Origin of the sequence: Acinetobacter sp. ANC 7912 (assembly GCF_039862785.1) — a bacterium.
Taxonomy (GTDB): Bacteria; Pseudomonadota; Gammaproteobacteria; order Pseudomonadales; family Moraxellaceae; genus Acinetobacter; species Acinetobacter thermotolerans.
The window spans coordinates 1,798,720-1,823,946 of the sequence record NZ_CP156795.1 but is presented as its reverse complement, the minus strand read 5'-3'; the positions used below and the strand labels follow the sequence as shown (position 1 = coordinate 1,823,946).

The following is a 25,227-nucleotide window of genomic DNA, read 5'->3' as shown; positions in this document are numbered from 1 at the left end:
GATATTTGGGACGAACATGGTCGAAGAGAACCAGCAACCACAAGACGCAGAACCGGAAAATACGCCGTTGCCGAAAAAACGTCGCATTTTAAGAAGCATCTTATTGTCGGTCCTATTTTCGATCATTTTTCTGCTGGGTGCACTGGCGGTAATGTTCTCAACCGATCGCGGCAGTAAATTCCTGCTGGATCAGGTGCTCGAACGTCAGCAGATTATTCATTATGAATATGAGGGCGGGAACCTGTGGCGCGGGATTATCCTGCGTAATGTTCTGGTCAGTCTGAAACCTGTTGATGTCAAAATTGACCGGGCCGATGTTACCTTGGGGTGGCGCGCCATTATCAAAAGAGAAATCCACCTCAATCGAGCCGATGTACGAAATCTGCAGATCATTACCAAGAATCCGCCAAATGACAAACCATTTGCTTTTAATGATATCCGGTTACCATTTGTACTGCGTGTTGATCATCTGGATTTAGATCATTTGCTGATTAAAACCCATAGCAGTAACGTAGATTTCTATGATGTGGTGATCAATGAAGGCTTATGGTCAGGCACTGAACTGACTTTTGAAGATACCAGCATGAACATGGGCTATCTGTCAGTGCGAGAAGCCAATGGGCGCATGGATTTTCATGGTAAATATCCACTGAATGCCACCGGGATTGTGAATCTACCATCCTTAAATGACAGCCTGAACATTCGTGACATTCACGTGGATGCGCGCGGTTCCCTAGATACCATTCAGGCGGGAGTAGCGACCAATACCCCAGATTTGCTGACAGGCTGGGCGGTGGTTCATCCTATGCGTCCAGATGTTCCCATGTTTGGTCAGCTCAAGTTTAAACAGTATCACTGGCCGATTCTGCAAGATCAAAAACTGTTTACTAAAGATGGTATTGCTGATTTCAAAGGTGATATTAAGCGCCTAGACATTAATTTGAATACAGATTTGAGCGGTCAAAATATTCCGGAAGGTCAATATAGTGTGCTGGGCTATACCGATCTGGTGAATCAGTTGAATATTAGCGATTTTAATGGTCAGCTGATGAAAGGCTCGGTGAGTCTGGCTGGTGTAGTCGGCTGGCATGAGAGAGTTACCTGGGATATTGCGGGACAAGTCAATAAACTCAATCCTAAAGACAAGGTGATTCCGCAAGTGGTACAGGACTTCTTGCCACCTATGCTTGATGCCAAAGTTGCATCGAAAGGGACACTGGAAAAAGGTTTGCATTTAACCGGTCTGATCGATTTTGATAAATATGAAACCTGGAACATCAAGTTGGATCAGGCTGAGGCGAAAAATAACAAAGCTCAGCCGATGTTGATGAATGTGGCCTGGAAAAATATTGATCGGGCTGTACCTTATGTGGGTTGGCTCAAGAGTGAATCTGGGAATGTCAATTTGGCCCTGACTGATGGTCAGCAGGATATTTTTGTGGCCACCGGTGTTTCTGCACATGAAGGGGCTTTACTTCCACCGGGGATGTACCAGGCCAAACTCAATCTAAAAAATAATATCTTAAAAGTTCCAAACTTTAACTACAGTGCACAAAGTGGCAGCCTGAGCGGTAACGCCGTTGTGGAATTGCCCGACCAAAAGCGTCAACTGAAATGGAATGCAGTCCTGGATGCCAAGGATTTAAATACCCAGACTATAGCTCCAGCATTACCAGTCGATCGCCTCAATGGTCGGGTCACTGCCAGTGGTTATGCCAAACCGAACCAGCAGATTATCAATCTTAAAGGGATTGACCTGACTGGTCGATTGGCGGGTCAGAATGAAACGGTACATCTGACCGGAAGCAGTACTGCAGCCTTACTTTTCCATGACGAGAAACAGGGTGGCGGTTTTAAAGGCTATGCGGTGCATTATGATGGTAACCTGAATGCCAGCCAGTTTGCAGCAAGTAAAGGCCTGTTACAGTTCAAGGTTTCTGGCACTCCAAGCTTGTTACGTGTGGATGAATTCAAGCATGATGGTATCGCTGGCAAAATCAATGCCCATGGTCTGGTGAATATGGCCAATGGCATTGGCTGGGATCTGAATGCTTCGCTGGTACGTTTCAAGCCACAATATTTTGCTTCGAGTGTTAAAGGTGAATTGTCTGGAAATGTCAGAACCCGTGGCCTGTGGTCGGATGCACTGAAACGGATTCAGATCGAGAAGCTGAATCTGGCCGGAATGCTGAATAATAAACCGGTACGTGGTACGGGTAACCTGTCGATGATCATTGACAATAAGCAGAGCGGTTTTGTGCCACGTCATTTTGAAGCCAATAACCTGTTCCTGTCTTATGCTAACAACCAGCTGCAGGCGACTGGTAATGCACAGAATCTGCAGTTGAAAGTTAATGCACCAGCATTATATGAGATTTATCCAGGGTTACGTGGTCGCGCTTATGGTTATGTGAATATGCAGGCTCAGCCACGCCTGCGTGCTTCAGCCAATTTGGCCGTGGATGACTTTGCATTTAATAATGTTTTCAGTGTGCAGAAAATCCGGGTACAGGGCCAGTTGCCAACGTCACAAAATACTCCGACCTTGCTGACTGCCACTATGGAGAACTTGCGTAGTGGTAACCGTCAGATTACCAAGGGGCAGATCTCACTGGCGGGTACTCGTGCTGCACATGTGCTGCAATTACAGGCTGAGAACAAGCTGACTAGCTTTTATGTGCAGCTGGCAGGCGGCTTTAACGCGCAAAATAACTGGCTGGGTCAGATCCAGAAAGGGGATTTTGACTCACTACGTACCCGGTTGGTACAGCGTCAAAGTGCTTCAGTGATTTATAACACGGCTCAATCAGATCTGTTTGTCGGTGCACATTGCTGGACCAGCCAGCAAAGCCAGCTGTGTTTTGATCAGCCAATTCGTGTAAATAAAAATCGTGCCAGCGTGTCCTTCCAGACACGAAATGTCGATCTGGATGATTTCAGTGCCTTTATGCCTGAGGGTATTGCGATCACAGGTAAAGTGAATGGTTATGCCAAAGCCACTTGGGCCAAAGGGGCGCGACCAAAAATTGATGCCAAACTAGTGACCCGTAATGGTGTGGTCGGTCTCGCTGCTGAAGATCCACAGTATCTGGGCCAGACCATGAAATATGATGAAGTGGGCCTGGTGGCGAAGAGTGTGGCTGAAGGTCTACAAATTCGTTTGGATGTGAAAGCACCAGAAATCGGTACCGGTTATGCCAATGTCATCATTGATCCATATCGTGACAACCTGCCAATGCGCGGTGAGGTTGCCTTTAACCAGGTTGAGCTGAAAGTCTTTAAACCATTTATTCAGGATGTGCGTAGCCTGAGTGGTACTTTGTCTTATGCCGGAAAGATTAGTGGGACTTTAACCAAACCACTGCTCAATGGTCAGGTGCGAGTCAAAGATGGTGCAATTAGCATGATTTCGCTGCCAGTCAATCTCACCAATGTACAGCTGTATTCTGCAGTGAGTCAGGATCATGCCACAATCAATGGCGCATTTAACAGTGGCCGTGGTGTAGGCCGTTTGACTGGTTCAGTGGACTGGAAAAATGAAATGCGAGTGCAGCTGCATCTGAGAGGCGAGAACCTGTTAGTCCGTCAAGCACCTCTGATCACAGCAGTCGTGACTCCAGACTTAACTCTGGATATGTATCCATTTAATAAAAAACTGAGCCTAAATGGTTCGGTGCAAGTACCACGTGCGCTGATTTCGATGCCGGAAGCTTCGAAACCGGTGGTGGGGGTATCTTCCGATGTGCGAGTGGTACGCGAAGGTCAAGATCAGCTAGCCATTCTTCGCGCAGCGCGTCCTTGGGATATTCGTGCTGATATTTCCGTTTCACTGGGCAATCAGGTGATTTTCCAGGGCTTTGATAGCCGTATTCCATTGTTGGGTCGTGTGAATCTGTCTCAACGTGGTCTGGAAACTGCAATGCGTGCCAATGGTGCAATTGGTGTCTCTCAACGTGTAAAGATTGAAGCTTATGGTCAGAGTCTGGATTTGAACCGTGCCATTGCCCGTTTCAATGGCCCACTCTCCAATCCAACTCTGGATATTGATGCCAATAAATCCGTTCAAGGTAACGTCGTCGGTGTACGTGTTACCGGTTCAGCTGCCAGCCCGGCGATTCAAGTCTATAACGATGCTGGCTTGTCCGAGCAGGAAGCATTAAATGCGCTGATTACAGGTCGTATCAATGAAGGTAGTTCCGCACTGAGTCAGACTGAAAGCTTTAGATCGGATGTGAACAATACTATTGCTGCAGCCGGCATTAGTCTGGGCTTGGGCGGAACACGTGCCTTGACCAACCAGATCGGGCGTACTTTTGGTTTAAGTGGTCTGGCCCTGGATGCGCAGGGTACTGGTGATGATACACAGGTATCCGTAACGGGTTATATTACGCCAGACTTGTTTATCCGTTATGGTGTTGGTGTATTTACTCCGGTAAACAAACTGACCTTGCGTTATCAGATCAATCAGCGTTTATATATGGAAGCCAGTCAGTCACTCGAACGGGCGATCGACTTGTTCTATAACTGGCGTTTCTAAAACAAAAAGCCCTCAGTTGAGTAATGCCAGTCAGTTAAGCAAATATTAGCAAAATGTAGTAAAAATGAGTGTATGTAAATACGCTCATTTTTTTATGTCTTTATCTGAACATTTAGAATCCACTCTTGAACATGCTCTCCCATCACTTAGCCATTTTTGTGAACTTATTGACTTAAATTGGATTGAAACATCTCTGCATCAAACAGGTAAGGCATCGATCAGAAGGAGAAAATTACCTGCTGAGCACGTGGTTTGGCTTGTTCTTGGGCTTGCCTTGTTTCGCAATCAACCCATCAGCTATGTGGTAGAACAATTAAAACTCGTGTTTGGTACAACAGATTATTGTGTTCCTAGTGCAGCTGTCCAAGCTCGACAACGTTTAGGTCGAGAACCCTTAGCCGCCTTATTCTCCTTAATCAGCCAAGCATGGTTTGATGAATCACAACAACAATATTCAACCTTTCAAGGTCTTAGTGTATGTGCTGTTGACGGGGTGGTTTGGTCTATGCCACTGACCAAGGAGAATTTTAATCATTTTGGCTCATCTAAAGGTAAAACTGCTGTAGCACCTTACCCACAAGTTAGAGCCACGTGTCTAGTGAATACCAATACTCATGAAATCATAGATGCCCAAATAGGCAGTATGGATCAAGGTGAACTCACATTAGCAAATCAATTATCTCCTCCAGCACAAAGTATTACTTTGTTTGATCGAGCTTATTTCTCTGCTGATTTTTTAATAGGCTGGCAAACACGTGGAGAATCAAGTCATTGGCTGATGCGAGCAAAAGATAATTTACGTTATGACATAATTAAACGGAATTCCCCACATGATTTTCATATCAGGATGCCAATATCAGCAAGAGCCAAAAAACTTAATCCAGCATTAGGAGATTACTGGGAAGCACGTTTAATTGAAGTTGAGCAGGCAGGAAAAATCAGACGTTACATTACTTCATTATTAGATTCAAAGACATACCCACTTATAGCCTTGGCAAAGTTATATGCTCAGCGTTGGGAAATTGAAATGTGTTACCGAGAAATTAAAAGCAATTTACAGGAAGGTAAGCACTTAAGGAGCAAACAGCCAGACTTAATTTATCAAGAATTATGGGGTGTCTTGATTGCTTATAATGTTCTAAGAAGACAAATGAAATATATGGCTCAACGTGCCAAAGTAAGCCCGTTGAGGATCAGTTTTCATATTGCATCTATTGCCCTTCTTAATTTACTCAGATTCGACTCTTTGGCTTCTGCAGGTAATCTACCCAAACATCTGGAAAGTTTAATGGAGAAATCTAATCGGTATGTTATACCTGAGAGAAGAGTGAGGAGTTATCCAAGGGTTGTAAAAGGAAAACCTCAAAAATACCCAAGAAAAAGCCAGTCAATCTCTTAACTGACTGGCATTACTCAGTTGAGGGCTTTTTTATGCACAAATTTTAGAAACCTTTGGATTGGATAAACATACACAACATTTCTTATCTTGAGCTTATTTCCCAATCTGTCATATCTATGATCTAAATAGAACTAAAAAAGGGAAGGTGTCTATCACTGCTGTCCCATAGTTTGCTTTAAATAAAAAAACCTGAGTCTTAACAGTTAAAATATGAGTGCAAACAAACACTTTAACGACCAGGATTCAGGTTTTGTCACATCAGAATACCGTATTTCATGAGCTAATTAAACCTGTTGTGCGACAGGATTTTGAACAACTTGCTAAAGTACACCATGTTGGACAGAAATTTAGAGCGGCTTCCCGGTGGGATCAGTTTATTGCCATATTGATGTCTCAATTCTCTTGTAGGCAAAGTCTGAGAGATATTCAGTCCAATTTGGAGTGCCAACAGGAAAAGCTAAGTCATCTCGGAGCAAAGTCTATTCCCCGAAGCACGCTGGCACGAATCAATGAGCAGCAGCCTGCTGCCTTGTATCAACAGCTATTTTACAAGTTGCTTAAATACTATGAACACTCAAAAGTAGCTCATAAATTTCGCTTTAAGAATCCCTTGTATTCCTTGGATGCCAGTCATATTAACCTGTCGCTTTCCTTATGTGAATGGGCCAAAGTTCACGACTCAAAAGCCAGCATGAAACTCAGCATAGGATTGAATCACAGCAATGATATTCCTGAGTTTGTTGCAGTTGAAAATGGCAAAGAAAATGACATGGTACAAGGCCGCAAATTCCAGTTTCCTGCTGGCAGCATTGTAGTTTTTGATAAAGGCTATGTCGATTACCAATGGTATGCAAATCTGACTGCTCAAAACATTGGATTTGTCACACGTTTTAGGCCTAAATCTGTGTATCAGGTAATCCAGCAACATCCAGTGCTTGAATCCAAAGGTATTCTAAAAGATGAAACCATTCAGCTGAATAGCGCACATGCTCTAAAAAGAAAAGCCCCAGTGTTAAGAAGAATTGAATATAGAGATCAGCAAAGTGGCAAGCACTTTAGCTTTCTCAGCAATAACTTTCATTTAGCCGCCTCCACCATTGCGGCGATTTATAAAGATCGTTGGAAAGTTGAGCTGTTCTTTAAGGCGATTAAGCAGAATCTCAAATTAAAAGCGTTTCTAGGCCGCAGCAGGAACGCAATTCAGACACAAATCTGGATTGCGATGATCGCCTATTTATTGGTGAGTTTCGCTCAACATTTAGGGAAAACAGGTTGGACAGTTCAACGTTTACTCAGAATAATTCAAGTGAATTTGTTTGAAAGAAGAACTTTAAAAGCTTTATTTTCACCCGATAAAATACCCATAAAACAAGAGGAAGCTCAAATGAGCTTCCTCTTGTGAAAAATTGTGGGACAGCAATGAGGTGTCTATGACCAAGTTATCCGAGCAATCCGACAAAGATGTGACGCCACATAAAGAATCGAATGACGACAAAGGTAACCAATCTTCTTACAAAAACGTCAAGCCAGAAAAGAAACCCAATGCAGAGCCTGAGCATCCATTAAGAGAACAAAAATAGGCATTCAAAAGATAAAAGCCTTCAATAATGGAGGCTTTTTAATGATAGAAAATAGCCTAAGCAGTATTGGCTTTCATTATTGCACTATTAAAAACATAAAAGAGAAATTATTTTATTCCTTAAAAGTTTCATCTAGTGCCTGTTGTACGGCATCCACACGTGTTTTACAGGCTTTATAAGCAGTCATAGATTCCTCAACAATTTTCATCAGATTATCAATATCCGGTTCCTGCTGGGCATCAAGCAGTTCTGCATTTCGTTTTAGGATTTCATAGCCTTCTTTAAAGCTTAAAGTGTTGTCATTGCTCATGGGGATTTACCTGGGTAATGTGGGCTGTAAAGGTACCATCCTGCATTTCGACCTGAACCTCGTGTTCCAATTCCTGCACAGAACGGATGGCATGGCCTTGCTGACGGACAATGGCATAACCTTTGGACAGTACTGTTTTTGGATTCTGAATCAGGGTTTCACGTAGCAGGGCTTCAATCTGCTGTTGTGCCATGCGGGTTTGTTGACGAGCCAGATTGCTAATACTGGTTTTAAGTTGAGAAATTTCTTTTGAAGCTTCCGTCACTTTTGCATTGGCGATACTTTGAATCAATGCCATCAATTGATCATTCTGGCGTTGATAAGCTTGAATTTGCTGCCGGGAAGCACGTTGAATGGTTTGTAGATAGGACATGACTTCCTGCACACGCTCGACGATATGATTACGGATCCCGGCAATCACCTTGCTTGGGGTATCAAAGGATCGATGGGCAATTTCATCCAAAATAGTCCGGTCTTTTTCATGACCGATACCGACCCAGATCGGGACGCTGCGTTTACACAGCAGGGCAGCCAGTTCATAGTCGTTTAGGTATGCCAGATCATTAACTGCACCACCACCACGAATAATCACAATCAGGTCGGGCGCCGTAGCATAGTCTTCCGCCCATTGCTTTAAGCCTTGTGCCAGACTTTGCCGGATACTTTGTGGCGCGGTATTTCCCTGAAAAGTTGCAGAGTGATAAATAAATTCACAAACCTGTGCGGCTGCCAGTGCATCGGCATCCTTTTTAAAGTCACCCAGACCAGCCGCATTTTCCGGTGCAATAACTAGGATTCTATTCAAATCAAATGGTGCCGGGAGCTGTTTATTACGTTCTAGCAAGCCTTCAGCGGTCAGTCGCTGTACGATTTCCTGATAACGCCGGGCAATGTCACCTAAGGTATAACTCGAATCGATTTCAACAATATTTAGAGAAAAGCCATATTGCGGATCAAAATTGGCTTTGACCTTGATCAGGACATTCAGGTCACGACTAAATTCGATGCCACTTTCACGTTCAAACTGGCTAACGATCTTCTGCGCTGCATATTTCCAGATCGTAGCGCGACAGCTGGCAATCACCTGATCATTGTCCGGGTCTTTTTCTGCCAGTTCTAGATAATAGTGTCCGCCCTTGATGTTCAGGTTACGGATTTCTGCCTTGACCCAGACCGGGGTATCAAAGGTGAGTTTGACTACCTCTTGTACGGTCGCGAGGTATTCTTTCAGGGAGAACTGGGGATCTTGCATGGCGGCAGAAAAGTTTAATATTCAAACAAATGGTAGCGCAAAGCAGGGTAGTACTCAAATCTGTTTAATGCGTCATCCTGTAATAAATTTGCCTTAAGTAAATTACCGGTTTAATAGATTGATTTAAAATACCCTTTAGCTTTAATTTTCATACATTTGTATAAAGTTTTTTTAGTATGAATATGCTAAATTGGCCGAAATGATCCTACAGAAGAAGATCAGCCATGAAAAAATTAATGTGTCTAGGCGTACTGGTTACAGCATTGACAGGGTGTGCAGCACAGCCGCAGGAAGAAAAAGCACCGAAAGTGGATATGCCGAATCCAGCCAGTGCCTTTTGTATCGAGCAGGGTGGCAAGCTGGAAATCCATAATGAAGTCGATGGTCAGGTCGGTTATTGTCATCTACCAGATGGTAAAGTCATCGAGGAATGGGCTTTTTATCGCAGTCATCAGGACATCTGCCTGTCTGAAGCGGCACATAGCCTGATCGGTCAGTCTGGCTTAAGCGAAGCAAAGATTAAGGACAAAACCAAAGCCAAAGTTGTGCGTATGGTGCAACCAGGCCAGCCTGTAACCATGGACTTCCGTGAAGATCGTGTCACAGTAACGACTGATCCGAAAACTGGAAAAATTGTACAGGCCACTTGCGGTTAAAACCCCTGAAATAAGAAAGCCCTGTATGGGGCTTTTTTTATAGCTAGGGGGATATGCAAATTAAATGACAAAAGTGTCGTGATCTTTTATATTGACCGGCGTAAGGAGAAGTTCATGAAAAAGTTACTCGCTTTATCTGTCTTGGTCGCGCTGGTTGGTTGTGCCGAGAAAAAACCACTCACCCCTGAAGAGCAGTGGCAAGGCTATTGCCGTAGTGTGGGGAATGCTGCACGTAGTATTATGCTGGATCGTCAGAATGGTATTGAGAAAGACAAAGCTGTTGAACATGCCGACAAGATTGAGGATGAAACCACCAAGGGCTTTATCATGACCATCATTGATGATGTCTATAAAATGCCACTGGCTGAAATCACCAAAGATGTCGATGCTTCCCGTGAAGAAGTTCGAGTCAAATACACCGAAAAATGTACTGCGACACCACACGATGAAATGCCAGATTACAAACCGTTCTAAGGAACTAATGCCAGTCAGTTAAGCAAATATTAGTAAAATGTAGTAAAAATGAGTGTATGTAAATACGCTCATTTTTTTTTATGACTTTATCTGAAAATTTAGATTGCACCCTTCAACATTCTTTACCTTCACTTAGCCATTTTAGTGAATTTATTGATTTCAACTGGATTGAGGAAAGTCTGAATCAAACAGGTAAGGCATCAATTAGAAGAAGGAAGTTACCCGCTGAACATGTGGTATGGCTTGTCATTGGACTCGCTTTATTTCGAAATCAACCTATCGGATATGTCGTAGAACAACTAAAACTTGTATTTGGTACAACAGAATATTGTGTTCCTAGCGCAGTAGTACAAGCACGACAACGTTTAGGATCAGAACCTTTAAATGCGCTATTTTCTTTACTTAGCCAAGCCTGGTTTGAAGAATCTCAGCAGCAATACTCAAACTTTCACGGTCTGAGTGTGTGCGCTGTTGATGGTGTTGTTTGGTCTATGCCTTATACAGATGAGAATTTTGCACACTTTGGTTCATCTAAAGGAAAAACTGCTGATGCTCCTTATCCACAAGTGAGAGCAACCTGCTTAGTAAATACCGCGACCCATGAAATTATAGATGCTCAAATAGGCAGTATGGATCAAGGTGAACTCACACTGGCAAGCCAATTATCTCCTTGTTCACACAGTATTACCCTATTTGATCGAGCCTATTTCTCTGCAGATTTTCTCATCGGGTGGCAAAAACGTGCAGAAGAAAGTCATTGGCTTATGCGTGCAAAAGATAATTTACGGTATGAGATTGTGGAGCGTAATTCGCAACATGACTTTCATATTAGAATGCCGATATCAACAAGAGCTAAAAAACTTAATCCAGCCTTAGGAGATTATTGGGAAGCACGTTTAATTGAAGTTGAGCAGGCAGGAAAAATCAGACGTTACATTACTTCATTATTAGATTCAAAGACATACCCACTTATAGCCTTGGCAAAGTTATATGCTCAGCGTTGGGAAATTGAAATGTGTTACCGAGAAATTAAAAGCAATTTACAGGAAGGTAAGCACTTAAGGAGCAAACAGCCAGACTTAATTTATCAAGAATTATGGGGTGTCTTGATTGCTTATAATGTTCTAAGAAGACAAATGAAATATATGGCTCAACGTGCAAAAGTCAGTCCTTTGAGAATGAGCTTTCATATTACCTCTATTGCTATCCTTAACCTATTGAAGTTTGATTCTTTGGCTTCCGCAGGCAATTTGCCTAAACATCTAGAAAGTTTAATGGAAAAATCTAAAAGGTATGTTTTACCGAAAAAAAGAAGTAGAAACTACCCACGAGTTGTGAAAGGGAAACCACAGAAATACCCAAAAAAATGCCAGTCAATCTCTTAACTGACTGGCATTAGTTCTAAGGAACGGTTTTTTTATGCCGATTTAAAATAAAATACTGCAAATGCCTAATCGAAATATATTCGAATTCGGATTTTAAAAATACAAATAGCCTAAGCAATTAATCAGTACAAAAATCCAACAAAATCTAAATCATAAATATAGAAATGCTTATCTTTATATTGAATAATGGATTCAAGATAAAACAAGAAAAGGAGCAGGATGATGAATGTCGTTGGATATTTACACCATGCTGATCTGCTGCTCGAAGATGAGCAAGGCATGGCCATTATTGGTGGGGGACACTATGTACTCAGTAAAGGCGATAAAGTTAGCCTGAAACGTGTGCTGGATGAAAATAAAAAACTGTATCTGGTGGATATTTCCTTTGCCAGTAATAACCATGAAGGCTCTTATGAAGACGAATGTATCGTCAAATTTGAGGGCTGTCGCGACGCATTACACCAATATTTGCACAGCTGCACTGTCCACTAAGGTGGAGTATCTTTTTCAAAACAATTCAGGCAACATTCGTGTTGCCTTTTTTATAAGAGAAATTCGGCTAAAAGTGCCTCTGTATGGGGTGAATCTATGCAAGAAAATGGAATTCTGATTATCAAATAATCATTATGCACATCATTTATTTACAAAATAATGAGCATCACAAAGAAACACTTTGCTTGCATTAACTTTTAACAGGAATTTTAGTAAAATTTTGGAGTCCATATTATCTGTGAAGCTTTTAGAAAGCTGGAATTCACAGATAATTTTTTAAAAAAGAGGAATAACACCGTGCTAGAAGCTTACCGCCAACACGTTGAAGAACGTGCCGCACTCGGAGTCCCACCGAAGCCACTTGACGATGCTCAAACTGCTGCATTAGTTGAATTATTAAAAAATCCACCAGCGGGTGAAGAAGCATTCCTTGTTGACTTGCTTGAAAACCGTGTTCCTGCAGGTGTTGACCAAGCTGCATACGTAAAAGCTGCGTTCTTAGCTGCTGTGGCAAAAGGCGAAGCGACTTCTCCACTAGTTTCTAAAGAACGTGCGGTTTACTTACTGGGCACTATGCTTGGTGGTTATAACGTTGCTCCTTTAGTAGAACTTTTAGATGACGCTGCTCTAGGTGAACTTGCTGCTGAAGCGCTGAAAAAGACTCTGCTTGTATTTGATGCATTCCACGACGTAGCTGACAAAGCAAAAGCTGGCAATGCAAATGCAAAAGCAGTTCTTCAATCTTGGGCTGATGCTGAATGGTTCACTAGCCGTAAAGACGTTCCTGAAGAAATCAAACTGACAGTTTTCAAAGTAACTGGCGAAACTAACACTGATGACCTTTCTCCTGCGCAAGACGCTTGGAGCCGTCCAGACATTCCATTGCACGCTAATGCAATGCTGAAAAACGAACGTGACGGTATCAAACCTGAAAAACCAGGTGAAGTTGGTCCATTAAGCCAAATCAAAGAACTGATCGCGAAAGGCAACCAGGTTGCTTACGTAGGTGACGTTGTTGGTACAGGTTCTTCTCGTAAATCTGCAACTAACTCTGTACTTTGGTTCTTCGGTGAAGAAATCCCGCACATTCCTAACAAGAAAGAAGGCGGCTACTGCTTAGGCGGTAAAATTGCTCCGATCTTCTTCAACACTATGGAAGATGCTGGTGCGTTACCAGTTGAGATCGATGTTTCAAACATGAACATGGGTGACGAAATCACTCTGAAAATCGATCGCGAAGCAGCTAAAGTAACTGCGTTCAAAGCTGGCGCTCAAATCGCTGAAGCTGAACTGAAAACTCCAGTACTTCTAGACGAAGTTCGCGCTGGTGGCCGTATCAACCTGATCATCGGTCGTGGTCTGACTGCTAAAGCACGTGAAGAGCTAGGTCTTGCACCTTCAACTCTGTTCCGTACTCCAGTTCAACCTGCTGACAACGGCAAAGGCTTCACTCTTGCTCAAAAAATGGTAGGTCGCGCTTGTGGTCTTCCAGAAGGTCAAGGTATCCGTCCAGGTACTTACTGCGAACCTAAGATGACTACAGTTGGTTCTCAGGATACAACTGGTCCTATGACTCGTGACGAACTGAAAGACCTTGCATGTCTTGGCTTCTCTGCTGACCTTGTAATGCAATCTTTCTGTCACACAGCTGCGTATCCAAAACCAGTTGACGTTGAAATGCAACACACACTGCCTGACTTCATCATGAACCGTGGTGGTGTTTCTCTACGTCCAGGCGACGGTATTATCCACTCTTGGTTAAACCGTATGCTTCTTCCAGATACAGTGGGTACTGGTGGTGACTCTCACACTCGTTTCCCAATTGGTATCTCTTTCCCTGCAGGTTCTGGTCTGGTAGCGTTCGCTGCTGCAACTGGTGTAATGCCACTTGACATGCCTGAGTCTGTACTTGTGAAGTTCAAGGGTAAAATGCAACCTGGTATCACTCTACGTGACCTGGTACACGCGATCCCTTACTACGCAATCAAAGAAGGCGACCTGACTGTAGAGAAGAAAGGTAAGAAAAACATCTTCTCTGGCCGTATCCTAGAGATCGACCTGACAGAAATGGAAACTGACCTGACTGTAGAACAAGCATTCGAACTTTCTGACGCTTCTGCTGAACGTTCTGCTGCTGGTTGTGCGATCACTCTTTCTGAAGAGAAAGTTGCTGAATACCTTCGTTCAAACATCACTATGTTGAAATGGATGATTTCTGAAGGTTATGGCGATGCTCGTACAATGGCTCGCCGTGTTGAGAACATGGAAAAATGGTTGGCTAACCCATCACTTCTTAAAGCTGATGCTGACGCTGAATACACTAAAGTGTATGAAATCGACCTTTCAGAAATCACTGAACCAGTTCTTTGCTGCCCGAACGACCCAGATGACGCTAAACTTCTTTCAGAAGTTCAAGGCGCGAAAATTGATGAAGTGTTCATCGGTTCTTGTATGACTAACATCGGTCACTTCCGTGCAGCTGGTAAACTTCTAGACAAAGTACCTGGTGGTTCTTTATCTACTCGTCTGTGGTTAGCTCCTCCAACTCGTATGGACGAACGCCAACTGATGGAAGAAGGTTTCTACAACACTTACGGTAAAGCTGGTGCGCGTACAGAAATGCCAGGCTGTTCACTGTGTATGGGTAACCAGGCACGTGTAGCACCTAACACTACTGTAGTATCTACTTCTACTCGTAACTTCCCTAACCGTCTAGGTCAAGGTGCAAACGTTTACTTGGCTTCTGCTGAGCTTGCATCTGTTGCTGCGGTTCTGGGTAAATTACCTTCTCCAGAAGAATACCAACAGTACGCTTCTCAAATCGACAGCATGTCTGCTGACATCTACAAGTACCTGAACTTCGACAAGATGGGTACTTACACAGACGCAGCTGAAACTGTTGATACTAAGAAAATTGCTGCTGCTCAATTGTCTTAATTGATTAAGTAGTTGAAAATAAGGGCTGATTTATCAGCCCTTATTTTTTATGACAGAAAATTCATTTGCGTTCTATGAAGAACAATTAAATAATTTGAAAAATAAATTGATTGAAGATAATCGTACCAAGCTAGAAATTATAGAAAAAACTTTTTAGCTAAAGGAATAATGGTAAAAAGTTTAGATTACTCTCATGCAACTGGTCTTATACTAAAAACTCATCGAAAAATAGATAAGATAATTTCTCTAAAACAAGATAAAGATGGTTTGTATAATTGGAATGATTTAAAAGAACGAATCCCTAATATTTTTGGAGTGGGTTATTTTGTTTATGAAAATTATTATTTGATGGTTAGTCATTTTTTTCAGAAGAGGATATGATCAATTAAATAATTTTACGCCTTCATTCATTGAGGAGTTTTATAAGCTAGACAAAAAATATATTAATGCTTCTTTATCTTTGGATAATGACATAATTCGTATTGATGAACCAAGACCTTATTTTGAGGCCGATGCTTGGTTTGGTGCTGCGTTTAGAAAAGAAATTTCTATGATTAAGGATGGAATAATTAAATATAGACCACCAATACATGAGAAACCTAACTTTGTTAGACGCTTATACAATAATAATTACTCTCTTGATATGAAATGGAGCACAAAAGGTAATATAAAAACATTTCAATTATCTGAGTTTAAGGATGAGTCAGTTATCATTAAACTAGAAGGGAAAATTAAGCATCCAGTAAGATATATTCATGCAGAATATAATCTAGAAAATAATTCCTTTCAGCATTTTGATGGTGCTATACATTTTTATGATAGAAATCATTATTTGAAAAAAAGAGATAGGGATTTGGATTATGAATCAAAATATGGAGCAAATTCTAAAGCAAAATCGAAGAAATTATTTAGACTAGATGGTTCTATAGTAAGCGTCCGCTGAACCCCATGCCTATTTTTTTAATTTGAGTTGGATTTCCAGCGATGTGGTAGTAATTCTTCTATTTGGGTCGCTTTATGCGTCGGCAGCCTTTTCAGCACATCACTTAAATAGGCATACGGATCCAAGCCATTCAGCTTTGCTGACTGGATTAAAGTCATGATATTTGCCGCTCGCTGTCCACTGCGCAGCGAGCCAGCAAACAGCCAGTTCTTGCGCCCTAAGGCCCAAGGTCGCATTTGATTCTCTACCCAATTATTGCAAATCGGTAGATTGCCATCATCCAAATAGCGGCTTAAGGCTGGCCAACGCTTCAGAGTGTAATTGATCGCCTTGGCGGTGGGAGAACTCGATGGCACCGTCAGATGATGTTGGTTGAGCCATTCATATAGTTGTTGCATCACTGGTTGACTATGCTGTTGTCGGTATTCGCGGCGGTCTTCCGCTGTACCATCGGTCTTTTTCCTGAGCTCTGCTTCTATCGCATACAGTTTCTGAATCAGCACTAATGCCTGTTCAGCGACCTGACTTTTCCCGGTCACATGCAGTTCATGGAATTTACGACGTGCATGGGCCATGCAGCCCACCTCTATGACCTGGCCTGATTTAAAGCGTGCTTTATAACCACTGTAATCATCACAGACTAGATAGCCCTGCCAGCCTTTCAAGAACTCTGCAGCATGCTGGCCTGAACGACTATCCTGAAAGTCATAGATCACTGCCTGAACTGGATTGTACTGTGTAGTGGCATAGGCCCAGACATAACCTTTCTTCGGTTTTTTATCATTCTCACCCATCCGCATGATGGTGACCGGTGTTTCATCTGCATGCAGCACCTGCTGTTGTAGTACCACCTCTTTTAAGGCATTGGCCAGAGGTTCCAGTTCTACACCGCAGCGACCTATCCAGTCAGATAAAGTTGATCTAGAAAGTTCGATTCCCGCCCGCTGATAGATCAGACGTTGACGGTACAGCGGCAAATGATCGGCATATTTCGATACCAACACATGGCTGAGCAGTTCAGGTGAAGCAATGCCTTTATCAATCACATAGGCAGGCATCGCTTGCTGAGTCAGGGTGTCACACTGATCACAGACCCATTTGCCACGGACATGCTGTTCCTTATAGAACTGTGCCGGTCTGAAATGCAGTTTTTCACTGATATCTTCGCCGATACGACGTAACTGGCAGCCACAACTGCATTGGGTTGATGCTGGTTCATGCTCAATACGAATGGTGTGTAGATGATCGGGCAGCAGTCGACGTTTAGGTTTGTTGACTGTGGCTTTCTCTGTCGCTGCATCGGTTTTATCTGCATTTAATCGTTCTAATTCTAGATCAACGGCTGCAATATCTTCTTCGACCGCTTCGTCCCACAGGTGGATTTGTTTGGTCGTTAAGTGTTCATTCTTCTGGGCGAACTTATGCCGTTTAAACAGCGCCAGTTCATGCTCGTATTTTTGATTGAGAATAGAAAGATGTTGAACTTGAGCATCTAATTGCTGATTGGTGACTTCAAGATGTTGAACTCTGGCATCTAATTGCTGGTTTGATTGTGCCAGAGACTGATGCTGCAGCGCCAACTGCCTGGTGAATTCCAGCAGTTGTTCATGGGTCAGTTGGCTTAAGTCAGGCAGCGTATTCATGACCGCAGTATGCCTGAGGTCATGAGAAGAATGAAATAGAACGTTTGGAGAATAGCAGAATGGAACAGCCTGGTTTAAAGCATCGTCACCACCTGCTGTCGTCCAATGCGCTGCCAAGGTAAACCCTGGATCAGTGCCTGTAACTGTTCCGGACTGATCGCCATGCTTTCACCCTGGTGAACCTGCGCCCAGTGGAATTTTCCCTGTTCCAGCCGCCGGGCACACAGCCAGATGCCCAGTCCATCATGTACCAGCACTTTCATGCGATGGCCACGTTTATTACAGAACAGGTAAGCACAATGCGGTTTAATGTAGCCAAAGGCTCTCACCACCTGAGCCATGATAGTATCCATCCCTGCTCGCATATCCAGAGGTTGGGTGGAGAGCCAGATTTCATCAATGCGGATCATGTTGCAAGTACCTTGAGTAATTCTGCTAAAGCAGATATTTCTGATACTTGCCATTTCAAGCCAATTTCTGCTTTTGAGTGGGGTAAAGTAATTTGAACCGTTAACATGTCAGTAGGAGTAGGATCTAATGGTGCAGAGCAAGATAAGGCAATAAATGCAGGTTTATTCGGTAGTGGTGAGCGATCATTCCCTGGCTTACCATCAATTAAGCGAATCCATTTGGATACAAGATTTGTATTCAATCCATGTTGCAAAGCGACCGAAGCAATTGAAACGTCCGGTGCTTTACAAGCCTGAACGATCTGCTGTTTAAATTCAGCACTGTATGTTCTTCGTTTTTTCGCAAGAGATGCGATGGATGTCTGGTGATTTGTAGTCATAAATTTTAGTCCCCACTTGTTTTTAAGTGGGGACTAAATTAAGGCTTATAGGATGAATTCATAAGGTGTGTTCAGCGGACGCTTACGTTCTATATCAGTGGATCAATGGTCAAATTTAATTACACATTTTTTACATGAAAATCCTTTAATTATTGAATATTTTACTGGTGACTACCCACAATATATTAGGAAAATATTGAAGATCTAATTTTAAAACCAAAATTTTCACACTTTAAAAAATAAGCCTTCATTATTATGTTGTGCTTTATAGCTTAATAAATAAATCTTTTAATCCGTACATTGAAAAATGAACTAGAAAGTTGATGTAATAATAATGCTCTTACAATCCCGCTTCCTCTGTATTGGCGGCTTCCTCAACGGAACCCAAATTAAAGACCAAGGCGACAGCTTTGTATACGTTGAAAATGGCAAGCGAATTATCTACCGTAAACAGGTCATTTTCCATCAAGAAGCTTGGGATCATGACTACTATGTGTGTGAAAACGTCACCGACCAACAAGCAAAAGATTGGGTGTTTCAAAAATACGGAGAAACAGTCATATATCGAAAAACAAAGACCATAAAAAAGCCCCGTAATCTCGAAAATTAACGGGGCTAGTCGTACCACTCGCGTGATACTCATATAAGGCTCATCTCATACTAAGTGCATTAGAACATAAAACCCCAGTAAAAGATAATGAAACTTCTGTTCTAAGTAATACTAAATAAAAAGACCATCAGGCCGAATTACGAACCTGATGATATAAAGCACAAATTTGAATAATTATTGAATCGAAGCAATTTCCTGTTCGATCATCGGCCATAAATTCTGGTGGCTGCGTTTAAACATCAGCATATGACCAATCGCCTGATGACCCAAAGCAGCAGGATTCAGTTCCTTATGGCTGGTTTTGGCATTTGGATATAAACGGATCAGATCTTTCACATTGACTTCAGTAGCAATCTCATCATCCGAACTCCATAGGACTGTAATTGGGCAGGTGATCTGTTTATGATGATCTTCTGTTTTTGGCACCGCTTTACCAATCGCATTGATCACATAACCTGGCTTGCTACAGAACTGAGCCCATTGTTTGGCTACGTCTTTCGGCAGATTCTCACCCATGCCAATCTTACTGGTAGGGCCATAACCCAAAGTCAAACGTGATAGGGGAAAGATCACATCAAACATAACCGGGGCGAGCAGTTTGGTACGGCCTTTTAATCCTTTAATATGCCCAGTTGAACCAGATACCGCCACGACTTTGGCAACTTTGTCATAATTCGGCACGATCCCCAGCAACTGACCACCAGCACTATGACCCACCAGAATCACTTTTTCAGCTTGCGTTTTATCCACTAAAGCATCAATCGCAGCAGGAATATCATACTGACCCCATTGTACAATACTGGCAGTCGAATGCTTCAGCGGGCCATATAAAGACTTGCCAATACCACGGAAATCAAAACACAAAACAGCGTAGCCTTGCGCCTGTAGCCATAAATTAAAGCTGTGATAAAACTGTGTGGTAATTCCGGTGGCTGGACAGACCAGCACCGGGTAGGACTTTGCTTCGGCTGCTGAATTGGCTGCATAGAAGCGTGCAGCCAATGGGTAGCCATCCTTGCACGTGATAGTCAATGTTTCGAATTCTGACATGCGTTACACTTATTCTTGGACTTATAACCATGAATAATGTACAGAAGTTCCCAAAAGAAACGTGTGATAACTATGACCCAAAAGTCAAAAAAGAAATGAATGGAATCAGCTATGCAGCCAATTGAACTTAGCCTTGCAGTCAGAATCGCAATTATTTTTAGCGGGATATTTTTATGGGTGGGGATGCTGACGGGCATCTGGAAATACCTGCAAATCCGTAGATCATCGCAGTCACGTGCGCACTATTATGTTGATATTGCTCATCGCAGTAGTCTGCTTTATGCACCGGCAACCCTGATTTTGGCGGTACTGGCGCATTATTCAGCCTTTTCAGAACAGGTGAATCTGATTTGCGTGGTTGCAAATGTAGCCTTTTTTACCTTTGCGATTAGTGCCTATGCACTACATGGCTTTTTAAAGGACACTACCAACCAGTTCAAGCAACCCCATCAATTAGGTAAGTTTCATTTGCCGGGCTTTGTTTTGACACTCTTCATGATTGGGCTGATTGTTGCGGAGTTTGGAGGAACCAGTATTTTACTTTTGGGTGTAATTCAGGGACTTTTTTAGGAGGAATTGGAGATATTTATAGGAGGTGTTTTGCTGGAAATTGGCCTTAAATTTTTTCTACCATATGGATGAGTGGCCAGGTCATCCATATGGCTCAATATTCTTATTGATTAGCGATATTTCTGGTCAATGACCACCCACAGATAAAATGCAGCCGAGACGATCAGCGCATATGCTAAGTACTCTGGCTTTAAATTTCCTTGAATTACGCAGTGCACAATTAAAGTCAACATAAGCGCAAAGGTAGTGCTTAAAAACACCACAAGGTTAGAATTGGCTTTAAGAGCGTCAATGAAGACTTGCTTATTGAAATGTACTGATAACATCTCCATCCCTCCTATTTTTTAGTGTTATTGGTATTCAAAACTGAGCTTTTTAATCAGAATTGAATATACAGTTGTACTTCGAATATCGAAACTTTTCAATAGCTCCCTATAACTGGAACGGCGTTATTGCCTCTCTTTAGTCGTAGATTTAGATGAATTATTTCGACTCTACAGTTCACTTATACTATTTCAGTCTCTAAAAGCATTAAAAACTGATAAGTACACTCAGAAAGAAGCAAATACTACGCCAAGAATGGGCATTGAATGCGAAGGGAATGTAAAAATAGGTATGAGCTCGATAGCAGAAGCTTCACTTGTGTAGGCTTATTACGATAAATTTTTAAAAATAAATAACTTAATCAGGAAATATTTTTATTTTTGTTATTCAGCTCAACCTTTAAAGGCAGTTTATTAAGATGGGTGTATGAGCAAATTAAATTTTTAGACTGAACTTGAAACAGTGATTTGAACCAATAAGTGCCAGTTTGGGTAAAACATGACAATTATTGATCACGCTTAAATCGTATCTTGGGTAAAAATCCGATTTATCGACACTGCACGGAAAGATTAGTTTCTGATGCGGTCAATGACAGCTGTAATCACAAGAACAATCAGGGCAGGGATGAGCCAGGCCATATTTTGTTCAGAAAGCGGTAAATTCTGGAGTGCTGCAGGTAATTCAAATCCAGCGACTTTCAAACCATCAAAAATACCGAAAATAAAGGCAACCAAAGTTGTCGGTGCGACTACATGTGCAGGCTTTTTAAAGAAATGTCCGCAAAAGCTCAGCAGGATCACTGCAATTGCAGGCGGATAAATTGCACTCAGCACAGGCACAGATACGGCAATTAGTTTGGTCAAGCCTAAGTTCGAAATCACCAGTGAAAATCCAACCAGAATAAACACAAAGGCTTTATAAGGGATGCGGGTAATCGACGAGAAATATTCCGCGCAGGCACAGGTCAGGCCAATCGCAGTCACCATGCAGGCAATAAAGATCATGGTTGCAAGGAAATAAGCGCCCATATCACCAAAAGCATGTTGTACATAGGCATGTAGAATAATCGCGCCATTCTCGGCATTTGGAGCAATATCATGACTGCCCAAGCCCAGTTTAAACAGACTCAGATAAACCAGTGTCAGGCCAATACCTGAAATCACGGCTGCATTGACTGCATATTTGGTGATCAGCTTACCGTCAGTCACGCCACGAGATGTAATCGCACGCACAATCACGATCCCGAATACCAGGGCACCCAGTGTATCCATGGTCAGATAACCATTCACAACACCTTCAGTTACAGGACTAGATACATAGTTGCCGATGGCTGCCGGCGGATTGCTTGTCGGTAATACAAAAGCGGTCACACCCAGAATGATCAGGGCAATGATTTTCAATGGAGACAGGAAGTAGCCGACAGTATCCAGAATTTTATTTGGATATAGGGAAACCAGTGTCACGATCGAAAAATAGATCACGCTATAGATCAGCAGGCTGCTGGGTGCCGTACCGAAATGCGATGAGAAACCGATTTCATAGGAAACGGTTGCAGTACGCGGAGTTGCGAATAATGGGCCCACAGCTAGATAGCAGACCACGGTTAGTAGCAGACTGGCTGCCTTACCGAGAGGTGAACTTAAGATCTGGATAGAACCTTCAACACGGGATAATGCCACAATGGTGATGACAGGTAGGCCAACTGCCGTAATCAGAAAACCTAAGGCAGCAAACCATACGTGCTCACCGGCTTGTTGAGCCACAATCGGTGGAAAGATAATGTTGCCTGCACCAATAAATAAGGCAAAGGTCATAAAACCTAAAGCAACAATATCTCGAGTACGGAGACTTGTCATAGAGGGAGATGGATAAAAAAGAAAACGATTTTAGTAGAAAAGGAGTATTTTTTGGAGTCTATTTTCTAGCTGAAAGCCTTGATTTTACTGATCTCCATGATCGAAAAAATGATCATTTAAAATTTGGTAGAAATATATAATTGAAATTTATTAATAATTAAACTTTTAGTAAGTTTCAAGCTTCAAAAAGCTTAAAAGCAGAGAGAATTTAATTGTACAAATCGTCATCGATTTTATCTTTCAGCCGAATCGTGCTACACGATAGTGCTAATTCATGTGCGACATTGTTCACAAAAAAGGACTATAATTCATGGATTCAAATTGAGGATAAGCACATGAGAGTTTCTACGATTACTCTTAAAACTGAACAAGATATCGAAAAACTTCGTATATCTGGCCGTCTGGCTGCAGAAGTTTTAGCGATGATCGGGGAGCATGTGAAGCCGGGTGTCACGACAGAATATCTGGATGATCTCTGTAATGACTTTATTGTAAATACCCTGAAAGTGATTCCTGCGAATGTGGGTTATTACGGTTATACCAAAACCACCTGTATTTCACCGAATGAAGTGGTTTGTCATGGTATTCCATCGCCAAACGTGGTGTTAAAAGATGGCGATATCATTAATATCGATGTTGCGATCATTAAAGATGGTTACTTTGGTGATACCAGCCGGATGTACTATGTCGGTAAGCCATCAGCAGAAGCGAAAAAACTGGTGGAAACCACTTATGAAGCCATGGTGGCTGGGATTCATGCAGTAAAACCTGGAGCAACTTTAGGCGATGTTGGTCATGCGATCCAGTCGGTTGCACATCGTGAAGGTTATAGCATTGTACGTGAATATTGCGGTCATGGTATTGGTAAGGTCTATCACGAACAGCCAAACGTATTGCACTATGGTCAGCCGGGTCAGGGCATTGTGTTGAAAAAAGGTATGGTATTTACCATTGAGCCGATGGTGAACCTGGGTAAAGCTCGCGTGAAAGAGCTGAAAGATGGCTGGACTGTGGTGACTGCCGACAAATCATTATCTGCACAATGGGAACACATGGTCTATGTGACAGATACCGGTTTTGAACTGTTATCTCCATGGCCAGAAGGTACAGGTTCTTATCCTGAGATTTAAAAAAACGTTATAAGTCCAGTTTTAAAAAAAAGCATTGATTTAGCCCAAGTCAGTGCTTTTTTTAATGTAAACGAACCTATACAAACACTTGCAAGAACACACAAAAGCTTACAGGCTGTAGTGGTGTAAATGAGATTCATTCTCTATATTTGAGTTCATGAAGTTGCAACACCTCTCACTGATTCGGTTATTCAATCATGGTGAATGACTAGAAAAGTGAAAGGTTAGAGCAGACATTCACCTTGTCTCCTCCAGAGAAATTGAATTGTTTTAATGCTGTAGTGACTCTGAACGGCTCATCCCTTGTGGATGGGCCTTTTTTGTATTTACGATATGTAGCTGATCTAACCTTTAAGCGTGATGTAAATGTGCTACCAGATAATCAATAAATACCCGCACAGCTGGTAATAGTCCACGACGGGATGGATAGACCATATGGAAAATCCCATGCGCTGCTTTCCATTCCGGCAATACTCGTACCAATTCACCACGTTCCACATATTGCTGCACCACGTTATCCGGTAACAGGGTAATGCCACAACCAGATGCCGCCAGTTGGGCCAGCATGTTTAGGTCAGAGCCGAGGACTGTTGGCGTAATCCGAATCTTTTTCTGTTCCTGCGTGCTGTTATGGAGCACCAAGTATTGTTCAGTATGTTCTTCCGCCATACTCAGGATTTTATGCTCAGAGAGCTCTTCCGGATTTTTCAAGTGACCAAATTCATTCAGATAACCTTGACTGGCAAACAGATGCTGCTCGATCTGGTCGAACTGACGGATCACCAGATTTGGATCATCATCCAGACTGGAACGAACACGTAGGGCAATATCAAAACCTTCATTAATAATATCGACCCGACGGTTGGTGACCATCATCTGAATCTTGATTTCAGGATATTGTTTTAAAAAGGCTGGAAGGATCCGTGCCATTTCGTTTTGTGCGATGGAAACGGGCAGGCTGAGTTTAATCGTGCCGCGTGGTTCTGTACTTAGATGATCGACCAGATCATGGGCTGCTTGGGCGGCATTCAGCATGACTTGGGCATGACGGTAAATATTCATGCCAATATCAGTCACGGCAAAATGGCGAGAACTGCGCTGAATCAGACGGACACCCAGACGTTCTTCCAGATTATAGACCCGGCGACTGAGTTTAGATTTCGGAATGTCTGTGGCACGTTCTGCAGCACTAAAACCGCCATGTTCGACTACTTGAGCAAAACAATAAAAATCATCTAGGTCCGTCAGCATTAGTTCATTCCATTTACGCAACAATGAAGGGATTAAAA

22 protein-coding genes and 1 pseudogene are annotated in these 25,227 nt (G+C 42.4%); 14 read left to right on the top strand and 9 right to left on the bottom strand.

Going from position 1 to position 25,227, the window contains the following annotated elements; genetic code table 11:
* The first annotated feature begins 16 nt into the window (after positions 1-16).
* From ABEF84_RS09005 to ABEF84_RS08990, 4 genes are all read left to right on the top strand, one after another.
* Complete coding sequence (locus tag ABEF84_RS09005; RefSeq protein WP_347454909.1) at positions 17-4,537, top strand: translocation/assembly module TamB domain-containing protein; 4,521 nt, start codon at positions 17-19, stop codon at positions 4,535-4,537.
* 94 nt (positions 4,538-4,631) lie between these two features.
* The gene (locus tag ABEF84_RS09000; protein WP_035269493.1) at positions 4,632-5,936 is read left to right on the top strand and encodes an IS4 family transposase; all 1,305 of its coding nucleotides are present in this window, start codon (positions 4,632-4,634) and stop codon (positions 5,934-5,936) included.
* Between the two features lie 250 nt (positions 5,937-6,186).
* Entirely contained in the window at positions 6,187-7,338 is a 1,152-nt protein-coding gene (locus ABEF84_RS08995; RefSeq protein WP_347452744.1) for an IS4-like element ISAbe18 family transposase, read from the top strand.
* A gap of 28 nt (positions 7,339-7,366) precedes the next feature.
* Positions 7,367-7,516, top strand: a complete 150-nt coding sequence (locus ABEF84_RS08990) for a hypothetical protein (protein ID WP_347452743.1) — start codon at positions 7,367-7,369, stop codon at positions 7,514-7,516.
* A 112-nt stretch (positions 7,517-7,628) separates the two neighbouring features.
* On the opposite strand, the gene xseB is transcribed toward ABEF84_RS08990, so the two are convergent.
* Together xseB and xseA are read right to left on the bottom strand one after the other, a co-directional pair.
* Positions 7,629-7,826 carry an exodeoxyribonuclease VII small subunit gene (xseB, locus tag ABEF84_RS08985; RefSeq protein ID WP_347452742.1) on the bottom strand — a complete coding sequence of 66 codons (198 nt, stop codon included), beginning with the start codon at positions 7,824-7,826 and terminating at the stop codon, positions 7,629-7,631.
* Complete coding sequence (gene xseA, locus ABEF84_RS08980; RefSeq protein ID WP_347456532.1) at positions 7,816-9,078, bottom strand: exodeoxyribonuclease VII large subunit; 1,263 nt, start codon at positions 9,076-9,078, stop codon at positions 7,816-7,818. The genes xseB and xseA overlap by 11 nt, the downstream gene beginning before the upstream one ends.
* 224 nt (positions 9,079-9,302) lie before the next feature.
* On the opposite strand from xseA, the gene ABEF84_RS08975 reads away from it, so the two are divergent.
* From ABEF84_RS08975 to ABEF84_RS08950, 6 genes are all read left to right on the top strand, one after another.
* On the top strand, positions 9,303-9,734 hold the full coding sequence (locus ABEF84_RS08975; RefSeq protein WP_347454911.1) for an I78 family peptidase inhibitor: 432 nt from the start codon (positions 9,303-9,305) through the stop codon (positions 9,732-9,734).
* A 114-nt stretch (positions 9,735-9,848) separates the two neighbouring features.
* Positions 9,849-10,208: a hypothetical protein gene (locus ABEF84_RS08970; RefSeq protein ID WP_347452739.1), complete on the top strand. Its 360-nt coding sequence runs from the start codon at positions 9,849-9,851 to the stop codon at positions 10,206-10,208.
* Between the two features lie 80 nt (positions 10,209-10,288).
* Positions 10,289-11,593 (top strand): IS4 family transposase, encoded by a 1,305-nt coding sequence (locus ABEF84_RS08965; protein WP_347473656.1) that lies wholly within the window; start codon positions 10,289-10,291, stop codon positions 11,591-11,593.
* Positions 11,594-11,815: 222 nt separating this feature from the next.
* The gene (locus ABEF84_RS08960) at positions 11,816-12,085 is read left to right on the top strand and encodes a hypothetical protein (protein WP_347454164.1); all 270 of its coding nucleotides are present in this window, start codon (positions 11,816-11,818) and stop codon (positions 12,083-12,085) included.
* Positions 12,086-12,382: 297 nt separating this feature from the next.
* Positions 12,383-15,022: a bifunctional aconitate hydratase 2/2-methylisocitrate dehydratase gene (locus ABEF84_RS08955; protein ID WP_347452738.1), complete on the top strand. Its 2,640-nt coding sequence runs from the start codon at positions 12,383-12,385 to the stop codon at positions 15,020-15,022.
* A 460-nt stretch (positions 15,023-15,482) separates the two neighbouring features.
* The gene (locus ABEF84_RS08950; protein ID WP_347473655.1) at positions 15,483-15,965 is read left to right on the top strand and encodes a hypothetical protein; all 483 of its coding nucleotides are present in this window, start codon (positions 15,483-15,485) and stop codon (positions 15,963-15,965) included.
* A gap of 17 nt (positions 15,966-15,982) precedes the next feature.
* On the opposite strand, the gene tnpC is transcribed toward ABEF84_RS08950, so the two are convergent.
* The 3 genes from tnpC to tnpA form a co-directional block, all read right to left on the bottom strand.
* Positions 15,983-17,608, bottom strand: coding sequence for an IS66 family transposase (tnpC, locus tag ABEF84_RS08945; RefSeq protein ID WP_347456849.1), 1,626 nt, complete (start codon positions 17,606-17,608; stop codon positions 15,983-15,985).
* Between the two features lie 74 nt (positions 17,609-17,682).
* Entirely contained in the window at positions 17,683-18,018 is a 336-nt protein-coding gene (gene tnpB / locus ABEF84_RS08940) for an IS66 family insertion sequence element accessory protein TnpB (protein WP_004691519.1), read from the bottom strand.
* Entirely contained in the window at positions 18,015-18,398 is a 384-nt protein-coding gene (gene tnpA / locus ABEF84_RS08935; protein WP_347456530.1) for an IS66-like element accessory protein TnpA, read from the bottom strand. The genes tnpB and tnpA overlap by 4 nt, the downstream gene beginning before the upstream one ends.
* A gap of 334 nt (positions 18,399-18,732) precedes the next feature.
* Between tnpA and ABEF84_RS08930 the strand changes: the two are divergent.
* Positions 18,733-18,936, top strand: a pseudogene (locus ABEF84_RS08930) (hypothetical protein); the annotation flags it as partial.
* Positions 18,937-19,182: 246 nt separating this feature from the next.
* On the opposite strand, the gene ABEF84_RS08925 reads toward ABEF84_RS08930, so the two are convergent.
* Positions 19,183-20,058, bottom strand: coding sequence for an alpha/beta fold hydrolase (locus ABEF84_RS08925; RefSeq protein ID WP_347452736.1), 876 nt, complete (start codon positions 20,056-20,058; stop codon positions 19,183-19,185).
* 111 nt (positions 20,059-20,169) lie between these two features.
* Here ABEF84_RS08925 and ABEF84_RS08920 point away from each other — a divergent pair, with 111 nt between their 5' ends.
* On the top strand, positions 20,170-20,628 hold the full coding sequence (locus ABEF84_RS08920) for a hypothetical protein (protein ID WP_347454163.1): 459 nt from the start codon (positions 20,170-20,172) through the stop codon (positions 20,626-20,628).
* A gap of 110 nt (positions 20,629-20,738) precedes the next feature.
* On the opposite strand, the gene ABEF84_RS08915 is transcribed toward ABEF84_RS08920, so the two are convergent.
* Positions 20,739-20,954 carry a hypothetical protein gene (locus ABEF84_RS08915; protein WP_034584023.1) on the bottom strand — a complete coding sequence of 72 codons (216 nt, stop codon included), beginning with the start codon at positions 20,952-20,954 and terminating at the stop codon, positions 20,739-20,741.
* A gap of 567 nt (positions 20,955-21,521) precedes the next feature.
* Positions 21,522-22,808, bottom strand: coding sequence for a branched-chain amino acid transport system II carrier protein (gene brnQ, locus ABEF84_RS08910; RefSeq protein ID WP_034584020.1), 1,287 nt, complete (start codon positions 22,806-22,808; stop codon positions 21,522-21,524).
* 8 nt (positions 22,809-22,816) lie between these two features.
* Between brnQ and ABEF84_RS08905 the strand changes: the two genes are divergently transcribed.
* Positions 22,817-22,948: a hypothetical protein gene (locus ABEF84_RS08905; RefSeq protein ID WP_347454912.1), complete on the top strand. Its 132-nt coding sequence runs from the start codon at positions 22,817-22,819 to the stop codon at positions 22,946-22,948.
* Between the two features lie 195 nt (positions 22,949-23,143).
* On the top strand, positions 23,144-23,938 hold the full coding sequence (gene map, locus ABEF84_RS08900) for a type I methionyl aminopeptidase (RefSeq protein ID WP_347456529.1): 795 nt from the start codon (positions 23,144-23,146) through the stop codon (positions 23,936-23,938).
* Positions 23,939-24,289: 351 nt separating this feature from the next.
* On the opposite strand, the gene ABEF84_RS08895 is transcribed toward map, so the two are convergent.
* A complete protein-coding gene (locus tag ABEF84_RS08895) occupies positions 24,290-25,189 on the bottom strand; it encodes a LysR substrate-binding domain-containing protein (RefSeq protein ID WP_034584015.1) in 900 nt (299 codons plus the stop codon).
* Positions 25,190-25,227 lie beyond the last annotated feature (38 nt).